The organism is Sphingopyxis sp., assembly GCF_016793825.1.
Taxonomy (GTDB): domain Bacteria; phylum Pseudomonadota; class Alphaproteobacteria; order Sphingomonadales; family Sphingomonadaceae; genus Sphingopyxis.
In genome coordinates this window covers 129,668-156,150 of the sequence record NZ_JAEULM010000044.1, presented here as the reverse complement: position 1 = coordinate 156,150, position 26,483 = coordinate 129,668, and the positions used below count along the sequence as shown (strand labels likewise).

General features: G+C 62.6%; 22 protein-coding genes and 1 tRNA gene. 11 read left to right on the top strand and 12 right to left on the bottom strand.

The annotated features are described in order from the left end of the window. Positions 1–13: 13 nt before the first annotated feature. The 4 genes from cysD to JNM03_RS13665 all read left to right on the top strand — a co-directional run bounded on the left by cysD (position 14) and on the right by JNM03_RS13665 (position 4,904). Positions 14–961 (top strand): sulfate adenylyltransferase subunit CysD, encoded by a 948-nt coding sequence (gene cysD, locus JNM03_RS13680; RefSeq protein ID WP_294037965.1) that lies wholly within the window; start codon positions 14–16, stop codon positions 959–961. After that, positions 961–2,874, top strand: coding sequence for a sulfate adenylyltransferase subunit CysN (gene cysN, locus JNM03_RS13675; RefSeq protein ID WP_294037388.1), 1,914 nt, complete (start codon positions 961–963; stop codon positions 2,872–2,874). The genes cysD and cysN overlap by 1 nt, the downstream gene beginning before the upstream one ends. A gap of 2 nt (positions 2,875–2,876) precedes the next feature. Beyond that, on the top strand, positions 2,877–3,626 hold the full coding sequence (locus tag JNM03_RS13670) for a 3'(2'),5'-bisphosphate nucleotidase CysQ (RefSeq protein WP_294037386.1): 750 nt from the start codon (positions 2,877–2,879) through the stop codon (positions 3,624–3,626). A gap of 138 nt (positions 3,627–3,764) precedes the next feature. Next, positions 3,765–4,904, top strand: a complete 1,140-nt coding sequence (locus tag JNM03_RS13665; RefSeq protein ID WP_294037384.1) for a zinc-binding dehydrogenase — start codon at positions 3,765–3,767, stop codon at positions 4,902–4,904. Between the two features lie 135 nt (positions 4,905–5,039). Here the strand turns inward: JNM03_RS13665 and JNM03_RS13660 are convergent, their stop codons facing one another. From JNM03_RS13660 to JNM03_RS13645, 4 genes are all read right to left on the bottom strand, one after another. Further along, positions 5,040–6,194, bottom strand: coding sequence for a cell wall hydrolase (locus JNM03_RS13660; protein ID WP_294037382.1), 1,155 nt, complete (start codon positions 6,192–6,194; stop codon positions 5,040–5,042). Between the two features lie 9 nt (positions 6,195–6,203). Further along, positions 6,204–7,124, bottom strand: coding sequence for a cysteine synthase A (gene cysK, locus JNM03_RS13655; protein ID WP_294037380.1), 921 nt, complete (start codon positions 7,122–7,124; stop codon positions 6,204–6,206). After that, positions 7,121–7,789 carry an alpha/beta hydrolase gene (locus JNM03_RS13650; protein WP_294037378.1) on the bottom strand — a complete coding sequence of 223 codons (669 nt, stop codon included), beginning with the start codon at positions 7,787–7,789 and terminating at the stop codon, positions 7,121–7,123. The genes cysK and JNM03_RS13650 overlap by 4 nt, the downstream gene beginning before the upstream one ends. A 152-nt stretch (positions 7,790–7,941) precedes the next feature. Further along, positions 7,942–9,252, bottom strand: coding sequence for an MFS transporter (locus JNM03_RS13645; RefSeq protein ID WP_294037376.1), 1,311 nt, complete (start codon positions 9,250–9,252; stop codon positions 7,942–7,944). Positions 9,253–9,377: 125 nt separating this feature from the next. Between JNM03_RS13645 and JNM03_RS13640 the strand changes: the two genes are divergently transcribed. The 3 genes from JNM03_RS13640 to JNM03_RS13630 are packed head-to-tail and all read left to right on the top strand — an operon-like array spanning position 9,378 to position 14,150. Beyond that, positions 9,378–11,114 (top strand): DUF885 domain-containing protein, encoded by a 1,737-nt coding sequence (locus JNM03_RS13640; RefSeq protein ID WP_294037374.1) that lies wholly within the window; start codon positions 9,378–9,380, stop codon positions 11,112–11,114. A 52-nt stretch (positions 11,115–11,166) separates the two neighbouring features. Then, positions 11,167–12,384 carry a YARHG domain-containing protein gene (locus JNM03_RS13635; protein WP_294037372.1) on the top strand — a complete coding sequence of 406 codons (1,218 nt, stop codon included), beginning with the start codon at positions 11,167–11,169 and terminating at the stop codon, positions 12,382–12,384. Continuing rightward, positions 12,381–14,150, top strand: coding sequence for an adenylate/guanylate cyclase domain-containing protein (locus JNM03_RS13630; RefSeq protein ID WP_294037371.1), 1,770 nt, complete (start codon positions 12,381–12,383; stop codon positions 14,148–14,150). Before JNM03_RS13635 ends, JNM03_RS13630 begins: the two co-directional genes overlap by 4 nt. Here the strand turns inward: JNM03_RS13630 and JNM03_RS13625 are convergent. Continuing rightward, complete coding sequence (locus JNM03_RS13625) at positions 14,142–15,440, bottom strand: RsmB/NOP family class I SAM-dependent RNA methyltransferase (protein WP_294037370.1); 1,299 nt, start codon at positions 15,438–15,440, stop codon at positions 14,142–14,144. The genes JNM03_RS13630 and JNM03_RS13625 overlap by 9 nt on opposite strands. A 151-nt stretch (positions 15,441–15,591) precedes the next feature. Here JNM03_RS13625 and JNM03_RS18970 point away from each other — a divergent pair, with 151 nt between their 5' ends. Beyond that, positions 15,592–15,696, top strand: a complete 105-nt coding sequence (locus JNM03_RS18970) for a DUF1674 domain-containing protein (protein WP_367235932.1) — start codon at positions 15,592–15,594, stop codon at positions 15,694–15,696. A 17-nt stretch (positions 15,697–15,713) separates the two neighbouring features. Here JNM03_RS18970 and JNM03_RS13615 read toward each other — a convergent pair whose 3' ends face one another. From JNM03_RS13615 to JNM03_RS13605, 3 genes are all read right to left on the bottom strand, one after another. After that, positions 15,714–16,262, bottom strand: a complete 549-nt coding sequence (locus JNM03_RS13615) for a cytochrome b (RefSeq protein ID WP_294037366.1) — start codon at positions 16,260–16,262, stop codon at positions 15,714–15,716. Positions 16,263–16,274: 12 nt separating this feature from the next. After that, positions 16,275–17,057 carry a SapC family protein gene (locus tag JNM03_RS13610; protein ID WP_294037364.1) on the bottom strand — a complete coding sequence of 261 codons (783 nt, stop codon included), beginning with the start codon at positions 17,055–17,057 and terminating at the stop codon, positions 16,275–16,277. Between the two features lie 113 nt (positions 17,058–17,170). Next, positions 17,171–18,595, bottom strand: coding sequence for an FAD-binding oxidoreductase (locus JNM03_RS13605; protein WP_294037963.1), 1,425 nt, complete (start codon positions 18,593–18,595; stop codon positions 17,171–17,173). Between the two features lie 184 nt (positions 18,596–18,779). Between JNM03_RS13605 and JNM03_RS13600 the strand changes: the two genes are divergently transcribed. Continuing rightward, positions 18,780–19,307, top strand: coding sequence for a hypothetical protein (locus JNM03_RS13600; protein ID WP_294037363.1), 528 nt, complete (start codon positions 18,780–18,782; stop codon positions 19,305–19,307). Positions 19,308–19,426: 119 nt separating this feature from the next. Beyond that, the gene (locus JNM03_RS13595) at positions 19,427–20,839 is read left to right on the top strand and encodes a DEAD/DEAH box helicase (protein ID WP_294037361.1); all 1,413 of its coding nucleotides are present in this window, start codon (positions 19,427–19,429) and stop codon (positions 20,837–20,839) included. Positions 20,840–20,852: 13 nt separating this feature from the next. Here the strand turns inward: JNM03_RS13595 and JNM03_RS13590 are convergent, their stop codons facing one another. Next, entirely contained in the window at positions 20,853–21,869 is a 1,017-nt protein-coding gene (locus JNM03_RS13590; RefSeq protein ID WP_294037360.1) for an NADP-dependent oxidoreductase, read from the bottom strand. A 92-nt stretch (positions 21,870–21,961) separates the two neighbouring features. Between JNM03_RS13590 and JNM03_RS13585 the strand changes: the two genes are divergently transcribed. Then, a tRNA-Ala gene (locus JNM03_RS13585) sits at positions 21,962–22,037 on the top strand. A 64-nt stretch (positions 22,038–22,101) separates the two neighbouring features. Here the strand turns inward: JNM03_RS13585 and JNM03_RS13580 are convergent. From JNM03_RS13580 to JNM03_RS13570, 3 genes are all read right to left on the bottom strand, one after another. After that, positions 22,102–23,148: an aspartyl/asparaginyl beta-hydroxylase domain-containing protein gene (locus tag JNM03_RS13580; RefSeq protein WP_294037358.1), complete on the bottom strand. Its 1,047-nt coding sequence runs from the start codon at positions 23,146–23,148 to the stop codon at positions 22,102–22,104. 52 nt (positions 23,149–23,200) lie between these two features. After that, the gene (locus JNM03_RS13575) at positions 23,201–24,109 is read right to left on the bottom strand and encodes a DUF4349 domain-containing protein (protein ID WP_294037356.1); all 909 of its coding nucleotides are present in this window, start codon (positions 24,107–24,109) and stop codon (positions 23,201–23,203) included. Between the two features lie 74 nt (positions 24,110–24,183). Continuing rightward, positions 24,184–26,481, bottom strand: a complete 2,298-nt coding sequence (locus tag JNM03_RS13570; RefSeq protein ID WP_294037354.1) for an ATP-dependent helicase — start codon at positions 26,479–26,481, stop codon at positions 24,184–24,186. Positions 26,482–26,483: the final 2 nt, after the last annotated feature.

The following is a 26,483-nucleotide window of genomic DNA, read 5'->3' as shown; positions in this document are numbered from 1 at the left end:
GCCGCGAAAGGCCATACAGCTTGCTCACCGTCACGAGCGACGGCAAGGGCGGGACATGAGCGATACGCTGACCCATCTCGACCGGCTTGAGGCCGAGAGCATTCATATCATGCGCGAAGTGATGGCCGATGCAGCCAGGCCGGTGATGCTGTATAGCGTCGGCAAGGACAGCGCGGTCATGCTTCATCTTGCGCGCAAGGCCTTCTATCCCTCGCCGCCGCCTTTCCCGCTCCTTCATGTCGATACGACATGGAAGTTCCGGGCGATGTACGAACTGCGCGACCGCATGGCCTTAGAAAGCGGGATGGAGTTGCTCGTCCATCAGAACCCCGAAGCGAAGGAACGCGGGATTAATCCGTTCGACCACGGCCCCTTGCACACCGACATGTGGAAGACCGAAGGTCTCAAACAGGCCCTAGACCTCCACGCCTTCGACGTGGCGTTCGGTGGTGCGCGGCGAGACGAGGAAAAGAGCCGGGCGAAGGAGCGCATCTTCTCCTTTCGGACCGCAAGCCATGGCTGGGATCCCAAGAAACAGCGCCCCGAACTCTGGAACCTCTATAACGCGAGGAAGGCCAAGGGTGAAAGCATCCGTGTCTTCCCGATCTCGAATTGGACAGAACTCGACATCTGGCAATATATCGCGCGCGAAAATATCCCGATCGTACCGCTGTATTTTGCTGCACCGCGCCCGACTGTGGAGCGCGATGGTCTGATTCTTATGGTCGATGATGACCGCTTCCCACTGCTTCCCGGAGAAGTGCCGGTGGAGCGCTCGGTGCGTTTCCGCACGCTCGGTTGCTACCCGCTGACCGGCGCGGTCGAGAGCGAGGCGGCGACCCTGTCGGAGGTGATTCAGGAAATGCTGCTGACTACCACGAGCGAACGGCAAGGTCGGGTCATCGACAAGGACGGCGGCGATGCGTCGATGGAGAAGAAGAAGCAGGAGGGGTATTTCTGATGCCGGATACTCCGAATCCCCCTATCTACGTAACAGACGCGCTGATCGCAGAAGACATCGACGCCTATCTCGCGGGGCATGAGAAGAAATCGCTGCTGCGCTTCATCACCTGCGGCAGCGTCGACGACGGCAAATCGACGCTGATCGGGCGGCTACTCTATGACTCGAAAATGATCTTCGAGGACCAACTCGCCGCGCTCGAAGCCGACAGCAAGCGCGTCGGTACGCAGGGCCAGGAGATCGACTTCGCGCTCCTTGTGGACGGCCTCGCCGCCGAGCGTGAGCAGGGGATCACGATCGACGTCGCGTACCGCTTTTTCACGACCGAAAAGCGCAAGTTCATCGTCGCCGACACGCCGGGGCATGAGCAATATACACGCAACATGGTTACGGGTGCCTCGACTGCAGACCTTGCGGTCATCCTGATCGACGCGCGCAAGGGTGTATTGACGCAAACGCGCCGACACAGCTTTCTCGCGCATCTGTTGGGCATCCGTCATATCGTGCTTGCGGTAAACAAGATGGATCTTGTCGGCTATGACAAGGCGGTGTTCGACCGCATCACGCTGGCCTATCGGGCCTTTGCGAACGAGATCGGGATCACCAGTTTCACCGCGATTCCCATCTCGGGTTTCAAGGGCGACAATATCACGGCGCTTTCAGAGAATACGCCCTGGTTCAAGGGACCGACGCTGGTCGAGCATCTGGAGGTCGTGGAGATCGGAAGCGCGGTCGATGAAGCGAAGCCTTTCCGCATGCCCGTGCAATGGGTGAACCGCCCCAACCTCGATTTCCGTGGTTTCTCGGGTCAGCTTGCGGGTGGCCGGATCAAGCCCGGCGATCCTGTGCGCGTTCTGCCGAGCGGGAAGACGACAACAGTCAGTCGCATCGTGACGCTCGACGGCGATCTGGACGAAGCGGTGGCGGGGCAGTCGGTGACGCTGACGTTTGCCGACGAGGTCGATTGCTCGCGCGGGGATGTCATCGCCGCCGCGGAAGCGCCGCCCGAAGTGGCGGATCAGTTCGAGGCCACTCTGGTGTGGATGGCCGATGATGCGATGATCCCTGGCCGCGCCTATTGGCTAAAGCTTGCGACGCAGAGCGTCTCGGCAACGGTGCAGGCGCCAAAGTACGAGATTAACGTCAATACGCTCGACCATCTTGCGGCAAAGACGCTCGACCTCAATGGCATCGGAGTCGTTGCGCTTTCGACAGACAAGCCGATCGTGTTCGAACCCTATATCGACAACCGCACGCTCGGCGGTTTCATTATGATCGACAAGCTCACCAACGCGACCGTCGCCGCCGGCATGCTGCACTTCAGCCTGCGGCGCGCGCAAAATGTGCATTGGCAGGCGACCGACATTGACCGCGACATGCGCGCGAACCTGAAGAATCAGCGCCCCGCACTGCTCTGGTTCACGGGCCTGTCGGGTTCGGGGAAATCGACGATCGCCAACCTTGTCGAAAAGAAACTGCATCGGATGAACCGGCACAGCTTCCTGCTCGACGGTGACAACGTCCGCCACGGGCTCAACCGCGACCTTGGATTTACCGAGGCCGACCGGATCGAAAATATCCGCCGCGTCGGCGAAGTCGCGAAGCTGATGACCGATGCAGGCCTTATTATTATCACCGCTTTCATTTCGCCCTTCCGCGTCGAACGCGAGATGGTGCGCGGCATGTTGCCTGAAGGCGAGTTTCTCGAAATCTTCATCGACACGCCGCTTGCCGAGGCGGAGAAGCGGGACGTGAAGGGCCTTTACAAGAAAGCGCGCGCGGGCCAGCTCAAGAACTTCACCGGCATTGACAGTCCTTATGAGGCGCCCGAGAGCCCCGAAATTCGGATCGACACGACCGCGATGACGCCCGATGCAGCGGCGAATCTGATCATCGATCGCTTGTTGGGGTAGGCATGGTCGCGGGGGAAACGGACGAACAGCTCGCCGAACGGCTGGCTACCGCAGCGGGCGCGATCCTGCTCGACCTACGCCTGCGAGGCGATCTTGAAGGCAGGGCGCTGGGTCAAGCGGGTGATCAGGTGGCAAACGCCATGCTGTGCCGCGAACTTCGCGCCACGCGCCCGGGCGACGCTCTGCTCTCCGAAGAGGAAAAAGACAGCTCGGAACGGTGCGCCGAGCGCCGGGTCTGGATCGTTGATCCGCTGGATGGCACGAGGGAATATGGCGAAGGCCGCGACGACTGGGCCGTGCATGTTGCTCTCGCGATCGACGGGGTCGCTTCGGTCGGCGCCGTGGCGCTTCCGGGCCTCGGCGTCACGCTGACGTCGGGCAAGCCGCTGCCGTTGCGCTCCGCAAACCAGCCGCTGAGAATGCTCGTCAGCCGAACGCGGCCTGCCGCCGAAGCGGTTTTCGTTGCCGGAAAGCTCGATGCAGAGCTTGTCGCGATGGGGTCGGCAGGCGCGAAAGCGATGGCGGTCGTGCGCGGCGAGGCCGATATCTATCTCCACACCGGCGGGCAGTATGAATGGGACAATTGCGCGCCCGTCGCGGTCGCCCAGGCTGCGGGTATGCACGTCAGCCGCGTGGACGGGACGCCACTGCGGTACAACAACTCCAATCCCTATCTGCCCGATCTGCTCATCTGCCGGAAAGAACTGGCGGCGCAGGTCCTGCGCCTCGCCGCGGATTATCGGGCCGCCTGATCGCTGGCCCCAAGCACCGAGATCTCCCCTGTCACCGGATTGTCGGGTTTCACCGGAATGGAGGGCAGGGGAGGTTGCCAGTCGTTTCGCCGCCGCCTATTCCGTTGCATCGAAAAACCGATCACCGGGAGATGCACAATGACCGACCTGCCTGAAACCAACATCGTGATGGTAACTCTCGTGAAGCCTGAGGGGCAGCTTGAGGTCTATTTCGAGCGCCGCCCGATACCCGATCCGAAGCCGCACGAAGTGCTGGTGAAGGTCCTCACCACTCCGATCAATCCCTCCGATCTCGGACTGTTGTTCGGCGGTGCGGATATGTCGACCGCGCGGGCCGGCGAGCGCGATGGTTTGCCAATGATCACCGCCGACGTGCCCCCGGCGGGCATGCGCGCGATGGGGGGTCGTATCGGCGACGCCCTTGCCATCGGGAACGAGGGTTGCGGCGTGGTGGTAAAGGCCGGCGCCTCGCCCGAGGCACAGGCGCTGGTCGGCAAGACGGTGGCGCTGCTGGGTGGCGAGATGTACGCCGAATATCGCTGCCTGCCCGTGCAAATGACGATGCCACTTCCCGACGGCACCGATCCGGTCGACGGTGCGTCGTGCTTCGTAAACCCGCTCACGAGCCTTGCGTTTACCGAGACGATGAAGGCCGAAGGCCATAGCGCCATCATCCATTCCGCTGCCGCATCGAACCTCGGCCAGATGCTGGTCAAGATTTGCGCCAAGGACGGCATTCCGCTCATCAACATCGTGCGCAGCGACGCGCAGGTCGAAATCCTGAAGGGCATCGGCGCGCAGTATATCGTCAATAGCAGCGCCGACGATTTCATGGACCGGCTGGTCGATGCAATCGCCGAAACCGGGGCCACGATCGGTTTTGATGCGACCGGCGGCGGTAAGCTTTCCGGTCAGATACTAACTGCGATGGAGGCGGCCGCGGTACGGCGCATGACGACCTATAGCCGCTATGGCTCGGACACCTTCAAACAGGTCTATATCTATGGCGCGCTCGACCTGTCGCCCACCACTTTCTCTGCGCGCAGCTTTGGGCTCACCTGGTCGCTGTCGGGCTTCCTTCTGACGCCCTTCATGCAAAAGGCGGGCATGGAAACCGTCGGCCGTATGCGCCAGCGCGTCGTCGATGAACTGACCACGACGTTCAAGAGCCACTACAGCCACGAAGTCTCGCTGACCGAAGCCCTGAGCCTCGACACCGCCAACGCCTACAACGCCAAGCGTACCGGCGAGAAATATCTGATCCGTCCGCACGGATAAGCGGACGGTCGTGACCTTTGATCCTCCCTATGGCACTGCCATGGGGAGGTGGCAGGGCCAGAGCTGACGGTTGGGCGGCCGTCACGATTTGGTCGCCACTTTCCACCGCGAGCGTCCGCTCGCGGCTAACTGCCGCTATCGTTTCATGCACTGGCGCGCGTCGTCCCGCTTGTACTCGGTGCAGTTCCATAGCGCCTTTTCGAACCCCGCCTTGTCGTCGCGGAGGTAGGAGAAGGTCATCGCCGAGCGCTGCATGTCGCTCATCGCGTCACTGTCGGGCTTGAGCGTCGGGTTGGTCCAGCCCATGAACTTGCAATAGGGCTTGTCGCCGCACAGCCGCAGCGCCGTCGTCACGAAACTTTCGGGCGCGGCGCGGCGGTCGAGCGCGACATAAATCGTGTCGCGGCCCGCCGCTTCGCCGGCGCCCGTCACCACCTTGGCTTCGCCGACGGCCGCGTTGGCATCGACTCCGGTCAGGCCGGGCGGGGGCAGCGTGCCCACGGCCAGCGCGTGAGCGGGTGAGAGTGTCGCCATCTTTGCGATCCCGGCGTCATTCCCCGACACCGCGCCGCGAAACGCGCCGGGGGTTCCCCAGAAACCCGGCCAGCGGAAAAAGAGGTGCGTGTCGACGGCGGCGATCTTTTCGAGGCTGTCGCTCCAATAAGGGCGCACCCAATCGGTGTGGTAATGTGTCGCGAGACCGACTGCCGGGTAAGTCGTTCCCGACAGCATCGCTTCGGCATTCGCCTGCGCACGGCCCCACGCGGCGTCGGAATAGCGGCGGTTCAACGCGCCGTCGCACGTGAAAGTGAACTGGCATCCGGTCGTCCGTACGGAGCCCTGGAATACCACCCCGCAGATCGACTTTGGGAAAGCGGGATGGCGCGCGCGGTTGATGACCACTTGTCCGACGGCTTGCTGGCCCCTGGAATCGTCGCCCGCTTCGTAGAGCATCGCGGCCGCAAGGCAGTCGCGCGCACGGGCGCGGCCGTCGCCGCTGCCGGCATAGATAAAGGGCCGTGCGGCGACGAAGCCCTTTTTGACAAACGGAATCTTGGCATTCTGCGCCTTTGCGTCGGCCTCCGTCACCGGAGCGAGTTCCATTGGCTGGACTTCGGGGATGACGTCGGCCGGTGGCGCGACCGGGTGCGCGCGCGTACCATATTGGCCGGTGGCCGTGCGGCCGCTCAGAGACAGAACGGCCACGATTGCCGCGACGGCGATCAGGACGAACAGCCAGCCCGTCCAGTCGCGCCGCACCGGCATCGCCTGTTCGCCTTCAGGGCGCATGTCGAAAGATCAGATTTCGGGCAGGAAATCAGGAACGGATAAATAACGCTCGCCGGTGTCGTAGTTAAAGCCCAGCACGCGGGTTCCCGGCGGCAGTTCGGCCAGCTTTTGATGAATGGCCGCAAGCGTGGCGCCCGACGATATCCCGACGAGCATCCCCTCCTCCGTAGCCGAGCGTCGTGCAAAATCCTTGGCTTCGGCGGCTTCGACCTTGATCACGCCGTCCAGCACATCGGTGTGGAGGTTGCGCGGAATGAAGCCCGCCCCGATGCCCTGGATCGGGTGGGGACCAGGCTGGCCGCCCGAAATGACCGGCGACTGGGTCGGCTCGACCGCGAAAACCTTGAGGTTCGGCCAATGCTGCTTCAGAAACTGTGCGGCGCCCGTAATGTGTCCGCCGGTGCCGACGCCCGTGATCAGCACGTCGATGGGCGTGTCCTTGAAGTCGGCGAGGATTTCGGGGCCGGTCGTCCGGAAGTGGACATCGACATTCGCCTCATTTTCGAACTGCTGCGGCATCCACGCGCCGGGCGTTGTTTCGACGATTTCGATCGCGCGTTCGATCGCGCCCTTCATGCCCTTTTCGCGCGGCGTCAGATCGAAGGTCGCGCCGTAAGCGAGCATCAATCGGCGGCGTTCGAGCGACATGCTTTCGGGCATGACCAGAACGAGCTTGTAGCCCTTGACTGCGGCCGCCATCGCCAGGCCGATGCCGGTGTTTCCCGACGTCGGCTCGACGATGGTTCCGCCTTCGCTGAGGCTGCCGTCGCGTTCGGCGGCCTCGATCATCGCGAGCCCGATCCGATCCTTGATCGACCCGCCGGGATTGCCGCGTTCCGACTTCACCCACACTTCGGCGTCAGGGAACAGCTTTGCCACGCGAATGTGCGGGGTGTTCCCGATGGTGTCGAGGATCGAATTGGCTTTCATGATCGATGAGTTCTTTCTCTATATTCGAACCGTGGGTCGAGGCGGACACGGTTCGGCCAGTCTCCGGCGCGCAGCCACTGAGTCTCGTCGGCCAGGGCGGGCAGCGGCGCGGGTTGTAACGAGGCGAGCAGATACTGTCCATAAGGCCAGTCGCCGATGCCCGAATCCGCGTTGATGTGACCAAAGGGTCCGGCGTTGACGAAACGGGCATCCCACTGGCGCGAAAGACGCCAGACATATGCAGTCTTGGCATAGCTGTCGTTATCGCTCGCGACGACGATCATCGGTGTCCGCGACGTGAAGCCGGGCGTATCGGCAAAGCCCGTGATGCGATGCTCGTTGCGCAGGCGCGTGAGGTCGGGCGGTGCGACCAGCAGAGCGCCCGCGACACGCGCGCGCGTTACCGTACTTGCGGCGGCGAACCAGTGCGCAAAGGCATGGCAGCCGAGACTGTGAGCCGCGACGAGCACCGGCTCGCTCTCCGCTTCGATGGCGTCGGCGATGCGGCGCGTCCACTCGTCCTTGTCGGGTTCGCTCCAGCGGCCCAGGTCGACTCGCTCGCTATCGCTGAATTTATGCTCCCACAGGCTTTGCCAATGCGTCGGGCCGCTGTTGTAAAGGCCGGGAATAGTCAGGATCTTGTGGTGGATTGTCGTGGTGTGCATGTCGGGTTCTCCATCGGAGGGAGGGAAGGGGAACCGTGGTGACGGGTGGAATCGAAATAACTCAACTAAAAAAATTGACAATCATTTTGTGGCGAAAGGAAGGCAGCTTGCGACGAGCCGAATTCGCCCGGCCCGGTAGCCCCCGAAATGCGTCAGCTGGCCTGCCTGAATTGCGGCTCGAAAGTCTTTGCGCGGCGAAGCTCCGGAAATAGCCAGGCCCAGAGCGCGGTGACGCCGACCGCCGCCGCGCCGCCCCAGACGACGGCGCTGACGGGGCCAAGTGCTGCCGCCATGGCCCCTGCTCGCATCTCGCCAAGCTCGTTGGACGCAGAAATCGCGAGGCCTGATGCGGCGCTGACGCGGCCTCGCATGTGGTCGGGGGTGTTGAGCTGGATCAACGTGCCGCGGACGAAGACCGAGAACATGTCCGCTGCCCCCATGATGACCAGCAACACCAGCGAGAGGATGAGGCTTGTCGAATAGCCGAAGGCAACCGTGCCGAACCCGAACGCCGCGACGGCCCACAGCATCTTTACCCCGACATTGCGTTCGATCGGGCGGATCGAAAGACCAAGCGCTACAACGGCCGCACCGAGCGCGGGCGCCGCGCGAAGGAGGCCCAGCCCCTCTGAACCGACATGCAGGATATCGCGGGCATAGACGGGCAGCATCGCTGTCGCCCCCGACAGGATCACCGCAAACAGGTCGAGCGTGATCGTCCCGAGCAGGAAGCGTTCCATCCAAACGAAGCGTAGTCCGTCGACCATTTCGCGAAGCGGATGGCCGCGGACTTCAGCCGGCGGGGGCAGAACCGGTCGGACCCGGCTGATTGTATAGGCCGAAAAGGCAAGCAGGATGACCGCGAAAATATAGACCGACGTCGGATGTGCGGCATAGATCAGCCCTCCAGCTGCCGGCCCGATGATCGACGCGGACTGCCAGGCGATGCTGCTCATCGCGATCGCACGGGGTAGGGCGGCGGGCGGAACGATGTTCGGCGCGATGGCACTCATCGCTGGGCCGGAAAAAACGCGCGCGACTCCATGAAGGGCGGCGAGCCCGAAGAGCAGGGGAAGGGTCAGCCCGTCGTAATAGGTGAACCAGCCGAGCGTCGTGGCGATGGTGATATCGATCAGGTTCGAAAAGATCGCGACGCTGCGCCGTTCGAACCGGTCGGCCGCCCATCCCGCGACCGGTGTCAGCACGGCGAGCGGGACGAACTGGAACAGGCCCAGCAGCCCCAGTTGGAGCGACGCCGCCTCGATCGACATCCGGTAATCGGTGCGTGCGGTATCGTAGAGCTGGTATCCGATCACGACGACCATCGCGATCGTCGCCATCACCGCGGTGAAGCGCGCCACCCAATAAAAGCGATAGTCGGGAAAGCTGAGCGGTGAGGGGGCGCTGGACTCGGTGACCGGCATCACCGGCTCTTCGCCATCGGGTGGGAGTATCGTCGCCATTGCGACCCGCCCTATCCAGCTTTTCATTTCTGTCCAGAGCCATGAGTATGTTGTTCGTCGATTATCGGATGCCATTGCGGAGAGGCGGTGGCAGAAACCCGCGATCGATTGAGGGAGATGATCGAATGACACGTAAATTTGCCCGTTTCGGCGGCGCAGCGCTGGCGGCGACACTGCTTGTGCTGACCGGCTGCAATGCATCGGACGGCACGTCCGTCGCGGGGTCTGGCGCGAAGACCTGGACGGAGTTCCGTGACAATTTCCTCGCCGGCTATTTCCCCCTCAATCCGAATTTCGCGGTCTATCAGGGCAAACATGAATTCGACGGGCAGCTCCCTGACTGGTCCCCCGAAGGGTTGCAAAAGCAGATCGCGTTCCTTGAAAAGACGATCGCTGACGCTCAGGCTTTCGATGGGAAGATGACCGATGCCGAGAAGTTCGAGCGCGATTATCTGGTGCATGTTGCGCAGGGGCAGCTCTTCTTCCTGAAGGATGCCGATTTCCCGCACACGAATCCTGCCTATTATGTCGGCGCGCTCGATCCCAACGTCTACATCGCGCGACCCTATGCCGATGCGACGACGCGGATGAAGGCGTTTATCGCCTATGCCCAAAAAGTCCCGGCAGCCACTGAGCAGATCAAGGCGAACATCAAGCTGCCGCTGCCCGCGACCTTCGTCAAATATGGGACCGCCGGCTTTGGCGGCTTTGCCGATTATTACACCGGTGACGCCAAGAAGGCTTTTGCGGAGGTAAAGGACCCCGAGCTGCAGAAGCAGTTCGACGACGCGGCGGCAAAGGCCGCAGCGGCTGTCAAGGACCTGGCGGCCTATATCGGATCAAAGCCCGGTACGCCTGACGGCTACGCCCTCGGTGCTGACAAGTTCGCGAAGATGATCCTGACCAACGAAGGGGTGGATACGCCGCTGGACGAGTTGGAGCGGATCGGTCAGGCGGATCTCAAGCGTAATAGGGATGCGCTGACGGCAGCTTGCGCCACCTATGCCGCCGGCATGTCGATCAACGACTGCATGAAGAAGATGAACTCGGACAAACCTGCCGACGGGCCGGTGGCCGAGGCCCGGCGCCAGCTACCCGCGCTCCGCGCTTTCCTGGTCGAAAAGGATCTCGTCTCGATTCCGGGCACTGAGCAGGCGCAGGTTGAGGAATCCCCCCCGTACAACCGGCAGAACAGCGCCTACATCGATATCCCGGGACCGTATGAGAAGGGCCTGCCGTCGGTCTATTATATCTCGCCGCCCGATCCGAGTTGGGACAAGCAGACCCAAAACGACTTCGTGCCCGGCAAGAAGGATCTGATGTTCACGTCGGTGCATGAAGTATGGCCGGGCCACTTCCTGAACTTCCTCCACTCGAACCGCGCGACAAGCATCTTTGGCAAGCTGTTCGTCGGCTATGCCTTCGCTGAAGGGTGGGCGCACTATTCCGAAGAAATGATGTGGGATGCCGGGCTGGGGAACGGCGACCCTGAAACGCATATCGGGCAGCTTTCGAACGCGCTGCTTCGCGATTGCCGTTATCTTTCGGCGATTGGGTTGCACACAAAGGGCATGACCGTCGCCGACTCCGAAAAGCTGTTCAAGGAGCAATGCTATCAGGACGAGGGCAACGCCCGGCAGCAGGCGGCGCGCGGAACCTATGACCCGCTCTACCTCAACTACACCATGGGCAAGCTGATGATCCGCAAGTTGCGCGAGGACTGGACAGCCAAAAACGGCGGGGCGGGCGACAAGACGAAGTGGAAGGCGTTCCACGACGAATTCCTGTCGTATGGCGGTCCGCCGATCCCGATGGTGCGCGCCGCGATGATGAAGGAAGACGCGCCGAAGGCGGTCTTCTGAGGCTGGCGAATCGATGAACCCACGGCTAGCCTCTTCCCGAAGGGGCTAGCCGATGGCGGACGTTTTCATTTCCTATTCGCGCGACAACAAGGCGCGGGTCGCGCAGATCGCACAGGCGGTCAGCGCGGCAGGCTATGCCGTGTGGTGGGATGCCGAACTGCCACCCCACCGTTCCTATGGCGACGTAATCACCGAAAAGATCGGCAGCGCAAAGGCCGCGATCGTCGTCTGGTCGCAGGCCTCTGCGCAATCGGAATGGGTTCGCGCGGAGGCCGACGTCGCGCGCAACCAGAAGAAACTGGTGCAAACGGCGATCGACGATGTGATGCCGCCATTGCCGTTCAACCAGATCCAGTTCGCCGAACTCGCCGACTGGAACGGCGAACCCGATCACCGGGGCTGGCGTAAAGTGTTGATGAGCCTTGAAGAGCTATGCGGTCGCGAAGCGGTGCCGGCTGCAGCATCTGTACCGCAGCCGGTACCCGAACTCCCGCCGACACCTGGACAGCCACGCGCTGCGCCGGAGGATTGGCACGCCCCCTCCGCGCCTCGAAAGGCGTCGCTCTTGCCCTGGGCGTTGCTTGGCGTGGCCGTGGTCGCCGTCGCGCTGCTCGCCTGGAAACTGTTTCAGCCGGGGTTCGGCCCTCAAACCGCCGCGGCTCCGACCGAAGCGGCCGCGGTGCCGGGGACCACGCCCCCGGCAATGGTGGGTACGAAATCCGGACCTGAAACGATCGTGCCGGCCGAAGCCTTCACGCTGGCGGCGGTCATCGACGATCCTGACGGCTTTACCAACATCCGTTCGGCGCAGAGCAGCAAGGCTGAGATCGTGGGCAAAGTCCTCGATGGCGAAAAGTTCCTGACCTACAAGCAGGGTGGTCAATGGTGGCGTGTTCGCAAGGCGGATGGCACCACCGGCTATATGTTCCGAAAATATATTCGACTGGTCGAAGGCGGCGCAGCCGGCGCATCGGCCGCGCCGTCCGCCGGTGCGATGCCGGCTGGCGTTGGTGGCAGCGGCGTGGTGATTCCCGATTCGTCCGACCGCCTGCTGACCGCCGGCGAACTTGGCAATTACACCGCTCTCGAGCTTCGGATCGCGCGTAATGAAATCTTCGCGCGCCGCGGATTGCGTTTCAGGGATCCGGCGCTGCGCGCCCATTTCAGCCAGTTCGGTTGGTATCGTCCAATGACCGATGCCGTGTCGCTGACGCCAACCGAAAAGGCCAATGTCGCTCTGTTGAAATCGGCTGAAGATGCGTCGCAATGACCGATGGCGCGGCTGTCGAGGCGGAGGTCGCGAATCGTCTTGGACTAGGTGACGCGTTAAGCGCATTCGACTGTGCTGCGGCCGCACGCCGTGAAGGCATCGACAGTCCGCGTCTTCGCTACCTGATGGTCCGAGCGCTCGCTGCGTCGGGAGACAGCCTTGGTGCCATGCATCTCTACGAACAACTCGAACTCGCCGCGACCGGAGACGTCGATAGCCTCGCGCTTGCGGGGCGGATATGGAAAGACGAAGCGTTCGATCATCGTGGAGAAGAAAATGCGGTCTATCTGAGGAAGGCCGCTGCCGCCTATGATCATGCTTTCCGGTTATCGGGGGCCGATTTTCCGGCAATCAACGCCGCCAGCCTCTATGCCATGCTGGGCGAACGCGACCGTGCCGCAGCGCTGGCCGCGCCGATCGCGGCAAATGGTGCGGTCGACAATTATTGGGATCAGGCAACGGTGGTCGAGGCGTTGCTGCTGCTCGGGCGGGGCGGGGACGCGATGGTCCACGCACGGGCTGCCGATGCGCTGGTCGGCACGCGCGCTGGCGATCGTGCTTCGACGTGCCGTCAGATCGCGCGGCTTGCCGAAAGCGGTGCCATCGATACCGATCACGCGACCGCGATTGTCGACCTTTTGCGCCCGCCGCCCGTCGGCTTTTACTGCGGCCGCATGTTCCGGGCAGGTGGGGCTGGTGAGGCGAATGCTGCGCGCGCGATTGCGGACGCGCTCAATGCACAGCCTCTGTCGGCGTTGATCGGCCCGCTTGCCTGCGGCGCCGATATTCTCTTCGCCGAAGCCGCGCTCGAACGCGGGATCGACCTGACCATCGTGCTGCCCTTCGCCGAGGATGATTTCATCGCCCAGTCGGTGCGGTCGGGCGGCGACGACTGGCTGCCGCGCTACCGTCATTGCCGCGACAATGCCGCTATGGTGCATTTTGCGAGCAACGCAGGCTATGTCAGCGATGATTGCCAGTTCATTCTCGGGTCACACACGGCAATGGGACTCGCGAAACTTCGCGCGCGCGAACTCGAAACCACCCCGCTTCAACTCGCGGTCGTCGATCCTGACGTCGCGGCGCGTTCGGGCGCGGAAATTGCCGGGACCAACGCCGATATAGCGCACTGGCAGGCAAAAGGCGGGGAAACGCAGACGATCGCAGTTGGCGACCTTGATCGGTCGCTGGATTTTCCCCCTGCGCCCAAGCCCCCCGAAGGGACCCGGCGCGGCCTTTACGCAATATTGTTTGCCGACTTCGCCGGCTTTTCAAAGCTTGGCGAAGCCGAGCTGCCAATTTTCGCAGCCGAAGTGATGGGTGGAATAGGGCGCATTCTTGATGATTTCGGCAGCGCGGTGCTGTTTCGCAACACATGGGGCGATGCGGTCTATGCCGTGATCGATCACCCCGTGACCGCAGCTCGGATCGCGCTCGCGATGCAGGAACGCCTTGATACGTTACCGGCAGCGCTTGGGCTTGAAGGCCAAAAGGCAGGGATGCGGACGGGCATCCACTTCGGCCCCATCTATCGCGGGATCGATCCCGTCGTCGGCAACGAGCTATGGTACGGTACGGAAGTGACGCGCACCGCGCGCATCGAACCCGTCACGCTCGTCGGACAGGTCTATTGCACGCAGCCGCTCGCAGCGATGCTCGCGCTCGAGAATGAACGCGAATTCGATTGCGAATATGTTGGCAAAATAAAGCTCGCCAAGAATTACGGCGAACTCGCGCTGTATCGTCTGTCGCGTCGATCAGCCTGACGGCGCGCGCAGCCGCGCCACAAAGAAGCCGTCGAGCCCGCCCGCATCCGCCAGCATTCCGGGAAGGGTGCGAACGAATCCCTCGGTATCGGGACCGATGCCCTCGGGCAATTCATCCGGGCGGACAGGCACGGCGGCCCAATCCCGGTGCCGCTGAAGGAAGCCGGCAATCTGGTCCTCGCCCTCCGCGCGTTCGAGCGAGCAGGTCGCATAGACCAACGTGCCGCCAGGCTTTAGCCAGCCCGCCGCGCGATCGAGCAATTCGCTTTGAAGCCCCGCCATCTGTACGATTTCGTGCGCTTCGATACGGTGCAGCACGTCGGGATGACGGCGAAATATCCCCGTCGCCGTGCAGGGCGCATCGAGCAGGATCGCGTCGGCGGGGGCGATGGGTTGCCATGTAAGAATGTCGCCTTGTACGACGTCCGCCGACAGGCCGGTGCGGGCGAGATTGTCCGACAGCCGTCCAAGCCGCTTGGCGCTGGCGTCGACGGCGGTGACCTTCCAGCCCGATGCCGCAAGCTGCATGGTCTTGCCGCCGGGCGCGGCGCACAGGTCCAGAACTTGCCGTCCTTTGCCAGCGCCGAGCAAGTGCGCCGGGATGCTCGCTGCAAGATCCTGTATCCACCATCCGCCTTCGCGAAATCCGGGCATGGCTTCGACAGCCTGCCCGCGCGGCAGGCGGCGGTGCCGCTGCTCGAGAGCGATCGCGTCGGTCCATTCGTCCGGATCGGGCTCGGTCACGAAACTGAGGTCGATCGGGGGCGGGACGCTCCAGGCCGCGGCAGCAGGCGCAACGATGCCGTCGCCCCATTGCGCGGCCCATCGCTCGGCGACGGCTTCGGGCAAGGTGGCCGTTTCGGGGAGAGCCCACTCTTCCTGCTGCGCGCGCGACAGAAGCGCATGGACCAGACGCCGCGGACCGCCCGCGACCAGCGGCAAGGCGGTGGCGACGACGGCATGCGGCGGCGTCTTCAGAACGAGCAACTGCGCCAGCGCCAGCCGCAGAACGGCTCGCGATTTGACGTCGTCGGGCAGGGCCTGCGCCGTCGCGCCATCGATCAGGGCATCGATGTCGTCCATCCAGCGCAGCGTCTCCGACACGATGGCGATCGCGAACGCCCGATCGGCGGGCGCAAGCCCCTGTGTCGCCGCGTGCGAGGCGACATCGAGTGGATCGCCGCGACGCAACACGGCGTCGAGCAGCCGCAGCGCCGCGCGGCGCAGGCCGGTGCCCGGCGGATCGGCTTCGGGCGCGCCGCGACCTCGGCGGGGGCGGCGGTCAGCCATGGTAAAGGTTGGCGTTGGGCACAGGACGTCCTATGTTGGGCCGATCATGGCCGAAAGCAGAAATACGAACGATGTAGGCGGGACGCCGCGCGCAACCAGACGACCGGCGCATGTGAAGGCGCCCGCCGGCTGGACGAACAGTCCGCCTCCTGTGCCGAAAGCCATTCGTGAGGATAAGGCCGAGGATCAGCCCGGTGGCCGCAACCCGGTCCGCTATGGCGATTGGGAGCTTAAGGGTATCGCGATCGACTTCTGATCTCCGATGCCCGCGGCTCAAAAGGGATTCATCCGGGCGAACAGGCGGTCGCCATCGACAAGCTGGTGCTTCAGCGCCGCCAGAACATGAAATAGCACAAGCCCCAGCATCAACAGACCGAGCGTCTCGTGCCGATCGTGCAGCACGTCTGCGACGGCCTTGCTCGGTGCGACGATCGAAGGGAACGTGAACAGCCCGAAGAAATCGATCGGTCGGTCGGCCGCGGACATCCACACCCACCCCGAGAGCGGCAGCAGGATCAGAAGCGCATAGAAGAGGAAGTGGACAAGTCTGCTTGTCCACCGTTCCCATCCCCTCATCCCCGCAGGCAGCGGGGGCGCCTTGTGCGTCAGGCGCCACAGGATTCGGAGAAGGGTCAGCGCCAATATCGCCATGCCGAGCGCCTTGTGGACGCCCATGGCCGCGCGATGCGCCTCGCGCGGCATGTCCTCCGTCAGCATCGCCAGACCGATATTGACGATAACCGCCAGGCCAATCAGCCAGTGGAGCCATATGGCCACCTTCGTGTAGCGCGGATCGATGGTCGTTCCCGCGTTGGTGGCCATAGGTCAGTCTCCTCAGACGGCAGCGGTCGGCAATTCCAGGATTTCCGGCACCTTACCCGCGCGAACCTGCTCAGCAAAGACGTCACGCATCAGTTGCAGCGAGAACAGATGAGCAAAGATCAGGCCGAGGATGCCGTTCTGCATCATCTTGCGCAGCACGTCACCACGCAGTTCGCGCAGCTTGTTTTCATCGACCATCTGGAAGCCGCGATAGATATACGGCTTTTCGCTGCCTTCGGGCTGGATCGCGACTTCGCCGTCCATCAGCAGGTCGGCCTTCTTGAGCTCTTCCACAAACAGGCTGGTGCGCTGGCCCGCTTCCTCGAAGTTCTTGCAGAACTCGAGCACCGCGTTGACCGGATCGGTCGGTTTGCCATCCGCAAAGAGCGCGTCGCCTTCCTCGAACTCACCGATGGCGCCCGAGGTCGGATCGAAACACAGCGACAACTCTTCGCTGCCCGGGTTCAGCCGTGCGAGCAGGAAGGGGTAGCGGCGAATATAGGCCGGGACATAAACGGGGTTGAGCAGCTTGCCTTCGGTATCGACGAACGTGTTCACGCCTTCGTTAAGGCCCATCAGCGCTAGCGGCACCGGGTTATCGCCGGCCGAGAAGATGATCGGAAAGAAGCGGCATGCCGAAACAAACTCGTCGGACGTCAGCGGGACGGCGTGCTGGTTGACCAGAAATTCGGCACTGTCGAGCGGCCGCGCATGAAAGTTGGCGTGATCGACACTCGAAAGCGGAATGAGATCGTTATAGAAGAGCGGCAGATTGTTGGCGGGCGCGGTGGCCATGAATTGAAACTCCGGTCATGGGCCCCGAAACTTTCGAGGCAAAAAGCTGATGGGGCGCCTTATTGGTACCCGCGTCGCCGCGCAAGAGGCCATGGCGTGACCCGGTGTGTCGATCAGGCGATCAGCTTGCCCGGATTGAAGAGGCCGGCGGGATCGAGGCCCGACTTGATCGCACGCAGCGCCGAAAGACGGGCAGGGCTGTCGAGTTCGGCAAGGATGTCGCGTTTCATCTGGCCGATACCATGCTCGGCCGAGATCGATCCGCCAAGTTCGATGACGTGGGCATAGATCAGCCGGCTTGCCGCCTCGCCATGCGTGGTAATCCAGTCCGCCCCATCGGCTCCGACAGGCGGTTGGATGTGATGATGGATATTTCCGTCCCCCAGGTGTCCGAAAGACAATGCCCGTGTCCCCGGAAAGGCGGCGTCCAGCCGTCCGGGGTTCTCCGCGATGAAGCGCGGCATTCGATCGACCGGCACGCTGACGTCATGCTGAAGGGCGGGGCCTTCGGCACGCTCGGCCTCTGAAATGGAATCGCGCAGGCGCCAGAAGTCTTCACTTTCGCGGTCATTCTTGGCGATCGCGACATCGCCGATCAGCCCGGCATCGATTGCCGCGGCCAGTTCATTCTCCAGAGCGGCGCCAAGCGCATCATGATCGTCTCCGGCGAGTTCGATGAGCGCATACCAGCGATGCGGCTCCGCCAACGGACGGCGCGTTTGCGGGATGTGACGAAGCACCGCGTCGAGGCAGGTTTCGGGAATGATCTCGAACCCTTCGAGCGGATTACCGATCGCTGCGTCGAGACGGCGCAGCAACAGCAGCGCAGCGTCGGGCGAGTCGAGGCCGATCCACGCCGTTTGGCGTGCCGCCGAGGCCGGGACCATGCGCAGGCTGGCAGCGGTCACGACGCCCAACGTCCCTTCGGCCCCACAAAGCAAATGGCGAAGATCGTACCCGCGATTGTCCTTCTTGAGCGGTGCCAACCCATCGAAGATACTGCCGTCAGGCAATACGGCTTCGACGCCGGCCAGCAGCGCGCGCATCGTGCCGTGGCGCAGCACCTGGGTGCCACCGGCGTTGGTGGACACGAGTCCGCCGATGGTCGCCGATCCTTTGCCGCCCAGCGTCAACGGAAAGCGTAGACCCCGATCGAGGGCGGCAGTGTGGAAATTCTCAAGGATGACGCCGGCCTCGACGACCGCGATGCCCGCCGTGGCGTCGACTTCGCGGATGCGGTTCAACCGCCGTAGGCTCAAAAGTATCTGGTTGCCGTCCGTGTCGGGCGTCGCGCCTCCGACCATGCCGCTGTTGCCTCCCTGCGGGACGAGCGCTACATTTTCGGCAGCGCAAAGGCGCACGATCTCGGCAACCTGTTCGGTGGTGGCGGGCGACAGCATTGCGGCCGCTGCGCCATGATACTTTCCGCGCCAGTCGGTGAGCCACGGCGCCATGACGTCAGCATCGCGGCTGAATCCTTTCGGGCCCAAAAGCGTCGCGAGTGTGTCCAGCAATACGGGTGAAGGGGCGCGCGTCACTGGCGCTGGCGTCCATTTGAGGCGGTTCGATGGCGCGAAGGGAGTCGACAGCAATTCATTTCATGTTCAATCATGACTGTTAAAGGAGGCCTTGGACGAATAGCATCTTTTCGTCCAGTATCGATGCGGGAGCCGTAGTGAACATCATGATCCGTCAGGGTGCCGAAAGGGTGGCAGCACGACCGTGCTGACGATTGCGGCCCTGTGGATGATGGTTGCGGGCCCCGCGACCGACGGTTCGGCGCCGCCAGCCGCGCCTGAAACTCCCATCTCAATTTCGATGCCCGCTCCCGATGCCCCGTCATCCTTTTGGCAACTCGTGATCGAGCAACAGCTTATCATCCGTGTGCCCGCCCAACGTTCGTCGCTGAACAACTTCGGCGCGGCGCCGATCCGCGATGTCCGCATGCGTCAGGTGCCGATGGAGTGGAAGGAAAAGAAGGCGCCGAAATGCGTCGCCATGCGCAACATTCTGGGGATGCAGGCGGCACAGCGTGACAGTATCGATATCATAACGCGGCAAAAGCAGCGGCTTCGCGCTCAGCTCAACCGCGGTTGTCGGGCGCTCGATTTCTATGCGGGTTTCTATATGCAAGGCACCAAGGACGGCCAGCTTTGCGAGGATCGCGACCAGATTCATGCGCGCACCGGTGCGAAGTGCGAGATCGACAAATTCCGCCTGCTGGTCGCCGTGCCGCGCGCCGAGGATTGACGGCGGGGCGAATTCATCGCCTTTCCTTGACTTTTTATCACGGTTTCCCCAATGGCGCCCCCAGCAACGGTGGGCGTGGGACGCCGTGCTGAAACATTACTTCCGGACAGTTTGACCTTATGAAATTTGCCGACCTCGGCCTTTCCGACGAACTTTTGCGCGCTGTCACCGAATCCGGTTACGACGAGCCGACTCCCATTCAGGCGGGCGCGATCCCTTCGGTCCTGATGATGCGCGACATGATCGGCATCGCCCAGACCGGGACCGGGAAAACCGCTTCTTTCGTCCTGCCGATGATCGATATCCTGGCTCATGGTCGAACTCGCGCGTTGATGCCGCGCTCGTTGATCCTGGAGCCGACGCGCGAACTCGCGGCGCAGGTCGCGGAAAACTTTGAAAAATACGGGAAGTATCACAAGCTGTCGATGGCGTTGCTGATCGGCGGCGTGCAGATGGGCGACCAGATCAAGGCACTGGAAAAAGGCGTCGACGTTCTGATCGCGACGCCCGGCCGGCTGATGGATCTGTTCGAGCGTGGCAAGATATTGCTCACCGGTTGCAATCTGCTGGTGATCGATGAAGCCGACCGCATGCTCGACATGGGATTCATTCCCGACATCGAGAATATTTGTACGAAATTGCCCGCGAATCGACAGACTTTGCTTTTCTCGGCGACAATGCCGGCACCGATCAAGCGGCTGGCCGACAAGTTCCTTTCGAACCCGAAGACCATCGAAGTTGCCCGGCCTGCCAGCCGGAACGAGAACATCGAGCAGTTCGTCGTAAAGACGGCGGAGCGTGGCAAACGCGACACGCTTCGAAGCCTGATCGAGGCTGAGGACGTCGGGACGGCAATTATCTTTTGCAATCGCAAGACGACGGTGCGTGAACTTGCGAAGTCGTTGCAACGATATGGGTACAAAGCGGGCGAAATTCATGGCGACATGGATCAGTCGAGCCGTATTGCCGAACTCGACCGCTTCAAGGCCGGCACGATCAACATTCTGGTCGCATCGGACGTCGCGGCGCGCGGCCTCGACGTCAAGGGCGTCAGCCATGTCTTCAATTTCGATGCGCCTTGGCATCCTGACGATTATGTTCACCGAATCGGCCGCACGGGCCGCGCGGGGGCCAAGGGACGAGCCTTCACGCTGGTTACCCCGTCGGATGACGAAGCGCTCGACAACATCCAGAAACTCACCGGCTACACCATTCCGGTCTACGGCGGCGGAACTCCCGAAAGCCGATCGGACAGGTCCGAGCGCGATGCCGACGCACGCGAGCCGCGATCCAGCGGTCGATCGGGACGCGGTGGACGCGGACGAAATGTGACGGAAAAGACTGAGAAGGAGCCGAAGCGCTCCGACGCGAGAGGCTCGGGATCACGGACCGAACCGAAATCCGCTGCGACAACTCCAACGCCAAAGAAACCTGCTGCGCGCAAGCCGGCGCCGCAGCAGGATGAGGATGGTCCCGACGACGGCTGGAACGGGCCTATGCCGGGGTTTCTTTCCGTCGGTTTCGATAGTTGACGCCGGTTGCTCGTCAGAGTTTGACGAGCATTTTCCCGATATTCTGCCCCCGGAACAGGCCGAGGAACGCATCGGGTGCGGTTTCTATACCGTTGTGGATCGTTTCACGTATGGTCACGGCGCCACTTGCGATCAGGCCGCCCATGTCCGCATAGAATTCCTCCATGCAGTCGATGAACTGGTCGGTGTAGATAAAGCCCTCCATGCGGATGCGTGCCGGAATCGAGCGGATCAGATATTTCATCTCCTGCGCTTTTCCGTCGTTGTAGATGTCGATCATCCCGCAAATGGCGAAGCGCGCGAAGTCATTGGCGACCGCGAACGCGGCATCCAGATGCTCGCCCCCGACATTGTCGAAATAAACGTCGATGCCGGGTCTGCCGAGCGCCTGGAGGGCTTGCGCAAGCTGGGGCAGAACCGGGCCAGCCTTATAGTCGATGACCGCATCGGCACCGAGATCGAGGACCCATGCGCATTTTTCAGCGCTTCCGGCCGAGCCGATCACGGTCATCTCGCGCGCCTTGGCAATCTGGACAACCGCCGAACCGACGGCGCCTGCGGCCGCGGACACGAAGACGGTATCGCCGGGTTTTGCCGAGGCGACCCGGAGCAGGCCGATCCACGCGGTCCCGCCTGTCAGTCCCATGTTATGGAGAAAGGTCTGCGGCGACATTCCGGCATCCAGCAAATCCGCCGGCAGCTTGTTTGGCATCATGTCGAGACCGATCACTCCGCCATCACGCCAGCCGCCCATGTGAAGGATCATGTCGCCGGGTGCGAACCCTTCCATGGTGCTTTCCAGAACTTCGCCAATGGCACCGCCGGTCATCGGCTGATCAATCTGGAAGCTCGCCGCATAACTTTTGGCGTCGTTCATCCGCCCGCGCATATAGGGATCCACCGACAGCCAGTGATTGCGAACTCGAATCTGGTCGGGTTCGAGCGGACCATCCGGAAGGTCGTGCAACGCGAAATTGTCGATCGTCGGCAGTCCTTGCGGACGGCTGGTCAAATGCCATGCCTTGGCCATAGTTTCCTCACCCCCAACTACCGGTGCCCGCGACAATGGTCAGAAAAGCCGTTGCCACTGTCAATCTGTATCGTTAAGAGCCGCCCGGTCGCGGGGCCGTAGCTCAGATGGGAGAGCGCTGCAATCGCACTGCAGAGGTCAGGGGTTCGATTCCCCTCGGCTCCACCAGCGACCATTTCTCTCGCACGATTCTGTTCAAAACCGGGCCATGTCGAGGGGTTTTGATCCCGCCCTAATCGCCGTAGTTGTCGATCGCGGAAAATATCCGCGTCAATTGCGCGCGTTCGTCGGTATCGATGTCGGGCCGCCAGATTTCGAACAGCATTACAGTGCGATCGCTGGTACCACGGTTCCAGGCTTCATGCTCGAAGCTATCGTCGAAGATCATCAGTTCGCCTTCGCGCCAGGCGCGCGTTTCGGCGCCGACCCGCAAGCTGCAGCCGTTCGGAACGATCAGCGGCAGATGGCAGATGAGCCGCGTGTTGAGCAAGCCGTGATGCGGCGCGATATGGGTCCCGGGCTTGAGCCGGGAAAATAGAGCGAGCGGCGCTCGCCCGGGCACGACCGGCTGAGGAGCGGCGGCGAGCGCCGCGAGAGCATGTGGGCAAAGATCCTGCATCCCGCTCGCGATCTCGCCGTCTTTCCAGAGCCACGCCGCACCCCAGTCGGGTTTGTCGAGCAATGGATTGTTCGGCGGCGGTCTGTTGCCGCTTGCGGTTACATAGGGACTGAAGCGATCGGCGGCCTTTTCGATCAATGCTGACAATTCCGCGCGGATGGCGTCCGTAGCGGCCTCGACCGCCGGGACCCAGTCGAAATCGCTCCGCTCGAAAAAGGGGCGCTGAGCCAGTCCGGGAAAAAGGAACATGCTGGGCTGTTGCAGATAGAGCGGCTGTTCGCCGGCAAGCATGCGCAGCGCTTCTGCAACGCGCGGCACCGCGTTGCGTCGATCGATCCCGGCTTTCGCCAGCTGGCCAAGCAGATGATCGGCAAACGCACGCTCTGTTGCCGCAAGGAATGCCTCGGCACGCTGAAGTCCGGGATGCAGGGCGGGAGGAACGCTCCGCGCCTGTTCCGCTGTGCCTAGCGCCAGACGATAGAAACTGCCGGCGGCACGATCGTCCTGCAGGCGCCGCTTCAGCTCGGCCATTGCCAATATGGCCGCGATGTTACTGCGATCGGCGCGGATCGCATCGTCAAGCGCGCGGGCCTCTGCCGCCGTGTCGCCGCGGCGATGGGCGTCGCGTGCCTGGTCCAGCCATGGTGTCTGCCCCGTCATGGACGAAGCCATACCGCAGCACCCGACCTTTGCAAGCGACGCCCTGCCGGCGTCAGCCAGCGGGTGGAACCGCGGGGTCACCCGTTCCGGACTTGTCCTCCCGCAATTGCCGGCGGACGGCGGCCATGAAGCGGCTGCGCCAGCCGGCGACGATGAGGGCGATGAGTATGCCCCAAGGCAGAACGACGGCGCCTAGAGTCAGGATGAAATTCAACGCCGTGCTGCCGCTGCGCATCAACGTTTCACCGGCATTGGCGAAGGGATTTTCATGTCCAATACCCGGCAGGCCGCCATCACTGACATAATTGAATGCGACGCTGGTCCACGCGATCCGTGCTTCCCCCGACCGACGGGTCTGGTGCTCGTCGCCCAATTGTCCGCGCAGTTGGGCGATCTGTGCGAGGAGTTCGGCCCGTTCACGCTTGTCGAGACCGCCGGCCTTCAATCGCTGTTCGATCCGGGCAATCTCTGCCTCGGAACCGGCGCTGCGCTGCTGCGAGGCAAGGATTTCGGTGCCGATATCTTCCCCGGCCACGCTCGCATCGGCCAGCACGCCCTCGGCCTTCTCGACGCTCGATATCGCATTGGCGCCAAATTTGCGGGCGATGCCGGGTTCGAGCTTGAATTGCGTCTGCGCCTCGACGAGCTTCTCGTCGGAAAGCTGATAGCGAACGTCGACGATACGGCAACGCTGGACACCAAGAGTTTCACAGGCCGCCGCGTGATCCTCCTGAATTTTCGAGATGCGATCGTCGGCGAGGCGGAAGGTGTAGGAATAGTCGAAGGCGACACCTGGCGCGGCCTCCACCCCGATCTTCGGGGCAGCGGCGTCGGCTGTGCTTCCTTCTTCTGAGACGCTTTCGGCTGCTGGGCTATTGGTGGGGGCAGCATCGTCGGCGGGCTTTTCTGCGCAGCCGAACAGGGCGAGCGCTATCGCGCCCGCTAAGAGCTTATTTTGCATACAGATTCTCCCAAAGCGCGACTCGTTGGTCGCGTGGGATAGAATATCATAAGTAATATAGTTGACAATAAGATTCAGGCGGCGCGCACAAATCCGTCAAGAACCCGCTTGCTGCCGGCCTGATCAAATTCGACCTCAAGCTTGTTGCCGTCGATATCCATGATTTCACCGTAACCGAATTTCTCATGAAACACGCGCATTCCAATGGCCAGGTCCGAACGCGCCTTCGCGCCGACCGATGCCGCCGGGCCGCGTTCGCTGGGCGCCGGCGCGCGGGTGACGGTGGATGACGATGCCATCGCTCGCTGCCATGCGGGCCCCCGGGTCATCGTCCGCGACGGCTGCCGCTCGGCGACGTGGGCGAAAGGATCGCCTTGCGCCGACCAGTTGGCGCGCCACAGGCTCTGGCCGCCACCGAAGCTGTTCTCCGCATCGACATGTTCGGGAGGAATTTCGGCGATGAAGCGACTGGGGATGCTGCTCATCCACTGGCCATAGATGCGGCGGTTCGCGGCGTGATAGATGCTCGCTCGTTGCCGGGCCCGCGTTATCGCGACATAGGCGAGGCGGCGTTCTTCCTCAAGACTGGCCGTGCCGCCCTCGTCCATCGATCGCTGCGACGGGAACACGCCGTCTTCCCATCCGGCAAGGAAGACATGGTCAAATTCCAGACCCTTGGCGGCGTGGATCGTCATGATCGTGACGGTTTCGCTGTCCTGATCATTGTCGCGGTCCATGACAAGACTGACATGTTCGAGGAAAGCCTCGAGCGAGTCATATTCCTCCATCGCGCGGACCAGTTCGGAGAGATTTTCCAGGCGCCCGGCCGCTTCCGCGCTGCGATCGGCCTGGAGCATCGCGGTGTAGCCCGACTCGTCGAGGATCAATTGCGTGAGCTCGGGGTGAGAAAGCTCGGCCGCCTTGCTTTGCCAGCTTCGCATTTGGGCGATGAAATGGGCGAGTTGGCGTCGTGCTTGTGGCGTGAGTTCGTCAGTTTCGGTAATCCGCGATGCCGCGTGAAAGAGCGGCGCGCGCTCGATCCGGGCGAACTGGTGGATGCGCGTAAGCGCCTTGTCGCCAAGCCCGCGCTTGGGCACGTTGACGATCCGCTCGAACGCGAGATCGTCGGCGGCCGACTGGACGAGGCGAAGATAGGCAAGGGCATCGCGAATTTCCGCACGCTCATAGAAACGGAAACCGCCGACGATGCGATAGGGCATGCCGATCGCGATGAAGCGGTCTTCGAACTCGCGTGTCTGGAATTGTGCCCGGACGAGAATCGCGGTGCGATCGAGGCTGACGTTGCGATGCTGGAGGGTCTGCAGTTCCTCACCGACGCGCCGCGCTTCTTCAGGGCCGTCCCACACCCCGACGACGCGAACCTTGTCGCCCGCGTCGAGCTCGGTCCAAAGCGTTTTCCCAAGCCGATCGCTGTTCTGCGCGATCAGGGCCGAAGCGGCGGCAAGGATCTGCGGCGTTGAGCGGTAATTCTGTTCAAGGCGGATGACCGTGGCGCCAGGAAAATCCTTTTCGAAGCGCAGGATGTTGGCGACTTCGGCGCCGCGCCACGAATAGATCGACTGGTCATCGTCGCCGACGCAGCAGATATTCTTGCGATTCTGCGCGAGCAGCCGCAGCCACAGATACTGGCTGGCATTGGTGTCCTGATATTCATCGACAAGGATATATTTGAAGCGGCTCTGGTAGTGTTCGAGCACATCGCGGTGGGTTTTCAATATCGCCAGCATATGCAACAGCAGGTCGCCAAAATCGCAGGCATTCAGCGTCTTGAGCCGCGCCTGATAGAGCGCATAGAAATGCTGCCCCTTGCCATCGGCATAGGATTCACGGTCCGCCGCGTCCAGATCGGACGGCACGAGTCCGCGGTTCTTCCATTTGTCGATAAGGGCGGCGAGTTGACGGGCAGGCCAGCGCTTTTCGTCAAGTCCCTCCGCCTGGATCAGCTGCTTGAGAACGCGAAGCTGGTCGTCGGTGTCTAGGATCGTGAAATTGCTTTGAAGACCGACCAGTTCGGCGTGGCGACGCAGCATTTTCGCGGCGATGCTGTGAAAAGTGCCAAGCCACGGCATGCCCTCCACCGCGTCGCCGATCATGCGTCCGATCCGCTCGCGCATCTCGCGCGCCGCCCGGTTGGTGAAGGTCACCGCGAGAATTTCCGACGGCCACGCCCGCCGGGTCGCGATGATATGCGCCAGGCGTGCTGTGAGTGCCGCCGTCTTGCCGGTTCCCGCGCCGGCGAGCATCAGGACCGGGCCTTCGGTCGTCAGCACGGCCTGACGCTGCGGGCCGTTGAGGCCGGCGAGATAGGGCGGATCGGAAGCGTCGGGCAGGGAGGCGGGAATATCGGTCACGC

Coding starts and splice junctions, on each gene's coding strand:
- cysN (WP_294037388.1), top strand. CDS start 961: ATGCCGGATACTCCGAATCCCCCTATCTACGTAACAGACGCGCTGATC.
- JNM03_RS13670 (WP_294037386.1), top strand. CDS start 2,877: ATGGTCGCGGGGGAAACGGACGAACAGCTCGCCGAACGGCTGGCTACC.
- JNM03_RS13665 (WP_294037384.1), top strand. CDS start 3,765: ATGACCGACCTGCCTGAAACCAACATCGTGATGGTAACTCTCGTGAAG.
- JNM03_RS13660 (WP_294037382.1), bottom strand. CDS start 6,194: ATGCGCCCTGAAGGCGAACAGGCGATGCCGGTGCGGCGCGACTGGACG.
- cysK (WP_294037380.1), bottom strand. CDS start 7,124: ATGAAAGCCAATTCGATCCTCGACACCATCGGGAACACCCCGCACATT.
- JNM03_RS13650 (WP_294037378.1), bottom strand. CDS start 7,789: ATGCACACCACGACAATCCACCACAAGATCCTGACTATTCCCGGCCTT.
- JNM03_RS13645 (WP_294037376.1), bottom strand. CDS start 9,252: ATGGCGACGATACTCCCACCCGATGGCGAAGAGCCGGTGATGCCGGTC.
- JNM03_RS13640 (WP_294037374.1), top strand. CDS start 9,378: ATGACACGTAAATTTGCCCGTTTCGGCGGCGCAGCGCTGGCGGCGACA.
- JNM03_RS13635 (WP_294037372.1), top strand. CDS start 11,167: ATGGCGGACGTTTTCATTTCCTATTCGCGCGACAACAAGGCGCGGGTC.
- JNM03_RS13630 (WP_294037371.1), top strand. CDS start 12,381: ATGACCGATGGCGCGGCTGTCGAGGCGGAGGTCGCGAATCGTCTTGGA.
- JNM03_RS13625 (WP_294037370.1), bottom strand. CDS start 15,440: ATGGCTGACCGCCGCCCCCGCCGAGGTCGCGGCGCGCCCGAAGCCGAT.
- JNM03_RS13615 (WP_294037366.1), bottom strand. CDS start 16,262: ATGGCCACCAACGCGGGAACGACCATCGATCCGCGCTACACGAAGGTG.
- JNM03_RS13610 (WP_294037364.1), bottom strand. CDS start 17,057: ATGGCCACCGCGCCCGCCAACAATCTGCCGCTCTTCTATAACGATCTC.
- JNM03_RS13595 (WP_294037361.1), top strand. CDS start 19,427: ATGAAATTTGCCGACCTCGGCCTTTCCGACGAACTTTTGCGCGCTGTC.
- JNM03_RS13590 (WP_294037360.1), bottom strand. CDS start 21,869: ATGGCCAAGGCATGGCATTTGACCAGCCGTCCGCAAGGACTGCCGACG.
- JNM03_RS13580 (WP_294037358.1), bottom strand. CDS start 23,148: ATGACGGGGCAGACACCATGGCTGGACCAGGCACGCGACGCCCATCGC.
- JNM03_RS13575 (WP_294037356.1), bottom strand. CDS start 24,109: ATGCAAAATAAGCTCTTAGCGGGCGCGATAGCGCTCGCCCTGTTCGGC.